This window comes from Bacteroides faecichinchillae JCM 17102 (genome assembly GCF_000614145.1).
Classification (GTDB): domain Bacteria; phylum Bacteroidota; class Bacteroidia; order Bacteroidales; family Bacteroidaceae; genus Bacteroides; species Bacteroides faecichinchillae.
Map to the genome: position 1 here is coordinate 21400 of NZ_BAKK01000049.1, position 6176 is coordinate 27575.

Genomic DNA, 6176 nt, shown 5'->3' on the forward strand with positions numbered 1-6176 from the left:
TGTTCATTTTAAATTATTCTTTTTATATGAACAGGTTGATATTAGCATTATCAGCACGTTCCATGTAAGTTGCCACTCCGCCAATAGTTACTCCATCAAGGAGCTCTTCCTGTTTTACCCCCATTACATCCATTGACATCTGGCAAGCAATAAATTCTACACCGTTCTCTAAAGCTTGCTGGCGCAGAGATTCCAGTGAGTCAATACCTTTTCGGTTCATGATATACCGCATCATTCTCCCTCCTATACCTCCCATGCTCATCTTAGAGAGTTTTAGTTTTTTTGAACTTGAGGGTAACATCATGTTAAACATCTTTCCGAAAATATCCTTCTCGACATTTGGCTTATTCAACTTTTTGATAACGTTCAATCCCCAAAATGTGAAGAAGATAGTAACTTTTTGTCCCGTTGCTGCTGCACCGTTAGCTAGCACAAAAGTAGCTAAAGCTTTATCCAGATCATCGCTAAACATAATAAAAGTTTTCCCTTTACTGTCACAAGAAGTAACAATATTGCACGATTTTGGTTCTCCTTTTTCAATAATAACTATTGATTTTCCTCCTACAGACTCTTTCTTAATCAGTTGGTTCCCTGTTGAGTTACACCATGCGGCAGCATCGCGGGGGAATCCGGGATCAGTGGCAGTGATTTCTACCCGTTCTCCTGAAGAGAGCGTATCCATCGTTTTTTTCATTTTTAAGATAGGTCCCGGACATTGCAACCCACAGGCATCTACCTGAATCGTTTTAGCTACTTCAACAGTAGGTGTAACCACTTTGTTTTGTTGTACGGATGCATTATTAAGTATAATAGGAGCTGTAGCTGCACGATAAGTTTTCAGTCCCCCAGAAAGATTGCGTACGTTTTCAAATCCGTGTTGTATCAGAATTCGATAGGCGAGATAACCTCTCAATCCAACGGCACAGAAAGTATATATCATCTTATCTTTGGGAAGTTCAGCTAATCGGTCACGCAACTCATCCAAAGGAATATTTACCGCATTTGGTAGAGTTCCTAATGCAAATTCATCAGGAGTACGAACATCGAGCAAGAGATTATTTTCCATCTCGATATCTCTTAATTCTCTCCAATAAACAGGTTTTACTTTTCCGGTAATTATATTTTCTGCTACATATCCAGCAACAGCTACCGGATCTTTCGCAGAAGAGTATGGAGGGGCATAAGCCTGTTCCACTTTCATCAGATCGTAAATTGTGCCTTCGTGTTTAATAACAAGAGCTATTTCATCAATACGTTTATCTACTCCATCATAACCCACAATCTGTCCACCATATAACTGGCCAGTCTCTTTGTCGAAAGTAATTTTGATACTCATTGGCATTGCATCTGGATAATAACCGGCATGCGAGGAAGGATGAATCGTACTTGATAAATAGCTGATTCCTGCCTGTCGAAGTTTTTTTCCGGGTAATCCGGTAGCAGCAACTGTTAAATCGAACACTTTTGCGATTGAAGTACCGACCGCACCTTCATAAGGTATCTTGGTTCCTAAAATATTGTCTGCTACGATACGTCCCTGGCGATTGGCAGGTCCGGCCAGATAGTTGAGCCAAGGTATGCCGGTAATCGGATGACGGAATTCGATAGCGTCACCAATGGCATAAATCGATTCATCCGAGGTTTGCAAGTAATCATTAACCGCAATACCACCCGCATCTCCGATTGTTAATTCTGCGGCACGTGCCAGGTTTGTTTCCGGGCGTACCCCGATGGACAAAATAACAATATCGGCAGAAATAGAATGACCATCCTTAAAGAAGACTTTCAATCCTTTACCCTCTCTTTCAAAAGAAGCTACTGCTTGTCCCAAGAAAAGATTTACTCCTTTGTCCATCAAGTGTTGGTGGACCAGCGAAGCCATCGAGAAATCAATGGGAGCCATTACTTGAGTTCCCATTTCTACAATAGATACTTCCGCTCCCTGTGAGTGCAGATTCTCTGCCATTTCTAGTCCAATAAACCCGGCGCCGATAACAACTGCCTTACGGGGAGCGTGCTGATTGATATATTCTTTGATTCGATCTGTGTCCGATACATTTCTTAAAGTGAAAATTCCGTTCAGATCAATTCCCGGTAGGGAGGACGAACGGGGGAAGCCCCCGTTGATATTAATAACTTGTCATAGCTTTCTTCATAAGTGTCTTCGCTACTTTGACGTACGGTTACCGTTTTTCTTTTTCGGTCGATAAAGATTACTTCATTTTCTGTCCGTACATCGACGCGAAAGCGTGTGGAAAATGCTTCTGGAGTCTGAACGAATAATTTTTCCCGTTCTTTGATGACTCCTCCTATGTAATACGGTAATCCACAATTTGCATAAGATATGTACTTACCTTTCTCCAGCAGAATGATTTCTGCTTTCTCATCTGATCGTCTGATACGTGCGGCTGTGGTGGCACCTCCTGCAACTCCTCCTATAATTATTATCTTCATATTTTAATTATGTAAATAGTTTCCTTTGGAAATAACAAAGAAACATACTAAATTGTTCTTGGACTCATAGAAAAAACTTATATTTGCATATCGTTCCATAATCTCTGATTATTAATAAAAAACACGCATAATGAAAGCACGACTGGTATTTATTGGGGGCTTTCTGTTATCAATGATGATACTGAGTGCCCAGAATGGTCAGGTGGATTATTTAAGAAAGGTATTAGGTAATCTTGAGAAAATAGAATCAGCTACTTATTTTGTGATCGAGCAGACTTGGGAGCCAGGTGATACGACCGCATTAGTGAATAGAAAAACTTTTTGTATCGAGTACGATCATCCTGGTGATACTACTATAGGAGCGATGTTTGTCAATTTTGATGGAGTTGATACTACAAAGGCTGTGTTTGGTTATGATGGAACTATCCGTGCCATTGCTTATCATGATATTAAAAAGTTAGAGATAGATGATTTCACCACAAAGCCTTTACCTTTTAGACCCTTATCTTCTCCTTTCTTCAATTATACCAGAAATATAATTAAGTATGCACTTGAAACTCCGGATAACATAACAGTGGTAGTGGAGGATGATGTTACCGACTGGCATATCAGAATCGTTATTAATGAAAATGAACAAGTCGAGTTTTTTGGAAAGGCCTGCCATTTGCCTGTCAATCCGTATTGTTGGGATCCTACTTCTATATATGAGTTATGGGTGAGTAAGGCAAATAATCTGCCTTATAAAGTGCGAAGGGAGATGTCGACTAACATTTCGATGAAAGAATGTCTGGATGCACAATTGAATAGTGTTTCGAAAGAGAAGTTTGATCTTTTATTGTTTTTCCCGAAAGATTATAAAATAATGAAGTATGGTGAGAGAAAAAATGTGCAGTATGCTTCGAAACTACTTTCTAAGAAGGCTCCGGATTGGACTTTAAAAGATGCTGCAGGAAAGGCGGTGTCTCTTTCTGATATAAAGAGTAAAGCTCTATTGATACAGTTTACAGGAATAGGTTGTGGTCCTTGTCGTGCTTCGATTCCTTTCTTAAATAAATTGAGGACGGAATTTAGTATAGATGATTTGGGGCTTGTCGCTATCGAGACATGGAAGCGAGAGGGGTATGCGCTTCAAAATTATATTAATCGCTGTGGCATAAAATATATGCTTTTGGGTGGAACAGATGAAATAAGCAAAGAATATCAGACTGGTGGTTCAGTTCCGGTTTTCTTCCTGTTGGATGAAAAGCGGATTGTCAGAAATGTTTTTGATGGGTATGGTGAAAAGGTTACTGACAAAGAGATATTGAATGCTATAAATTTACTGAGCCTTTCTTCGGAATGATAATTTACTTGTTTTTGGATTCATAAAAAAGACTTATATTTGCGCACCCTGTTTTGCCATTCTTCCTTTTAAAATTAACTATGAGTAAAATTCTTATTATTGACGATGAGATCCAGATTCGTAGCCTCTTGGCTCATATGTTGGAATTAGAAGGGTATGAAGTAGTCAGGCAGGTGATTGCAAGGCTGCTATGAAGCAGTTAGAGATTCAATTGCCCGATGTAGCTTTGTGCGATGTTTTTCTTCCTGATGGGAATGGGGTAGACTTGGTGCTGAATATTAAAAAGGTGAATCCCAATACTGAAGTAATTCTACTCACAGCTCATGGAAATATTCCCGATGGTGTGCAGGCAATCAAAAATGGTGCGTTCGATTATATCATGAAAGGAGACAATAATAATAAAATTATTCCTTTGATTAGTCGTGCAGTCGATAAAGCGAATATGAATGTTCGATTGGAGAAACTTGAGAAGAAAGTCGGACAAATGTATTCGTTCGATTCCATTTCTGGTGAATCGAAAGTGTTGAAAGAGGCCGTTTCATTGGCGAAAAAAGTTTCGATTACTGATGTCCCTGTTTTACTGACCGGAGAAACCGGGACCGGAAAGGAAGTCTTTGCACAGGCAATTCATTACAATAGTAAGCGGAGTAAACAGAATTTTGTAGCAGTCAATTGCTCATCTTTCAGTAAAGAGCTTCTAGAAAGTGAAATGTTTGGTCATAAAGCAGGTTCATTCACAGGAGCGTTGAAAGATAAGATGGGACTTTTTGAAGAAGCCAATAATGGTACGATCTTTCTGGATGAAATTGGTGAAATGGCCTTCGAACTACAAGCTAAATTACTGCGTATCCTTGAAACGGGCGAATATATAAAGATAGGTGATACGAAACCTACACGTGTGAATGTACGTGTCATAGCTGCCACAAACCGTAATTTGACAGAAGAAATCAAAGAAGGCCGCTTTCGTGAAGATTTATTCTATCGTCTTTCTGTATTCCAGGTACATCTTCCGCCACTTCGTGAACGTACAGGTGATATAAAGATTCTCGCTACTGCTTTTGTAAAGAAATTTTCCGAAAAAAAACTCTCTTATGTTATTACAGAAATAACTCCGGCTTTTTTGCAAGCGCTGGAACAGCAACCGTGGAAAGGAAATATCCGGGAACTAAGGAATGTGATTGAGCGTAGCCTGATAGTCTGTGATAATGGACGTTTGGATGTTTGTGATCTTCCCTTCGAAATTCAAAACAATCATTATGAAAGTTCGGATGATAATATGGAAAGTTTCGAACTTTCTGCCATGGAACGGAGGCATATTGCTCGTGTGCTTGAATATACTAAAGGAAATAAAACAGAAGCTGCCCGTTTATTGAGAATCGGGCTTACTACACTTTACCGGAAAATAGAAGAGTATAAGATATAAATTGAAGTTTTTGTTTCGTGTAAAATGAACTATTTTATTCTAATTTGGAGCTAAAATACTAAAAAATGTGATATTTTGGAGGTATACAGTGAAAAAAGAAGAGATGGTATAATCTTTTATTTCTTTTATTTGTTGTATTTATAATAGCCGTTAAAGGGTTGCGTTCATTGAGATAAAATATTTAAAAGCGTTTCGCTTTTATACATAGTAATGAAATTACCGATTTCTTTTATCTTAGGGTATAAATTACGACATGCAAAAAAGGCAGAGCACCTGCGTTGATGATATAAATATACGTGGGCGTTTTTCACTTTTGTGTTGTATAGATGGGTAGTTTCTTTTGCTGTCTTTGAAGATAAAAGGCTTATGTCTTATGTTATGACGAAAGAATAGAGCTACCATTTATCTTGGATGGAACAAAGATTTTATTTATTGAATTCTTAGTGATTGAATACTTTTAAACTGCTTGTGTCTCTTCTTTATTAATAATTTTTAATTTTGATCTTGCTATGGATAAGAAAATTGTAGGTGCTAACGCTGGAAAAGTATGGTATGCTCTTAAAGAAATCGATGAAATATCTATTCCAGAACTTGCCCGAAAACTCAATTTGAGTGTAGAAAGTACTGCGCTGGCTGTTGGCTGGCTAGCTCGTGAGAATAAAATATGTGTGGGACGTAAAAATGGACTGATCGAGGTGTACGATGAGAATCATTTTGCTTTTTCTTTTGGATGATCCCTTTTTAAAGTACTTTCTAATTCATAACTAATAGTATACCAATTCTTAATTTGAAAGAAGTGGTTTTGCAAAGAACAATCTTTTAGGTTGTTCTTTGTTTTTAGTCATGATTAACCGGAGTGTTCATTACTTAAATTATATTTTAGAGATTATTATTTCTCTTTTTATCTGTATTGTGATGTTTAATGGGGACTTTCGTATTTATAACTTGAATTTAACC

Annotated in this window: 2 protein-coding genes and 2 pseudogenes; 3 read left to right on the top strand and 1 reads right to left on the bottom strand. The window is 38.0% G+C overall.

What is annotated here, in order from left to right; translation table 11 throughout:
* Positions 1 to 22: 22 nt before the first annotated feature.
* Positions 23 to 2454: pseudogene (locus tag JCM17102_RS28330) on the bottom strand (FAD-dependent oxidoreductase).
* A gap of 130 nt (positions 2455 to 2584) precedes the next feature.
* On the opposite strand from JCM17102_RS28330, the gene JCM17102_RS17905 reads away from it, so the two are divergent.
* The 3 genes and pseudogenes from JCM17102_RS17905 to JCM17102_RS17915 all read left to right on the top strand — a co-directional run bounded on the left by JCM17102_RS17905 (position 2585) and on the right by JCM17102_RS17915 (position 5953).
* Entirely contained in the window at positions 2585 to 3796 is a 1212-nt protein-coding gene (locus JCM17102_RS17905) for a peroxiredoxin family protein (RefSeq protein ID WP_025076143.1), read from the top strand.
* Between the two features lie 80 nt (positions 3797 to 3876).
* A pseudogene (locus JCM17102_RS28335) lies at positions 3877 to 5219 on the top strand (sigma-54-dependent transcriptional regulator).
* A gap of 509 nt (positions 5220 to 5728) precedes the next feature.
* Positions 5729 to 5953, top strand: a complete 225-nt coding sequence (locus JCM17102_RS17915; protein WP_025076144.1) for a winged helix-turn-helix domain-containing protein — start codon at positions 5729 to 5731, stop codon at positions 5951 to 5953.
* Positions 5954 to 6176: the final 223 nt, after the last annotated feature.

Bases quoted from the DNA above. Each gene is read 5' to 3' on its own strand.
- JCM17102_RS17905 (WP_025076143.1), top strand. From the start codon at position 2,585: ATGAAAGCACGACTGGTATTTATTGGGGGCTTTCTGTTATCAATGATG.
- JCM17102_RS17915 (WP_025076144.1), top strand. From the start codon at position 5,729: ATGGATAAGAAAATTGTAGGTGCTAACGCTGGAAAAGTATGGTATGCT.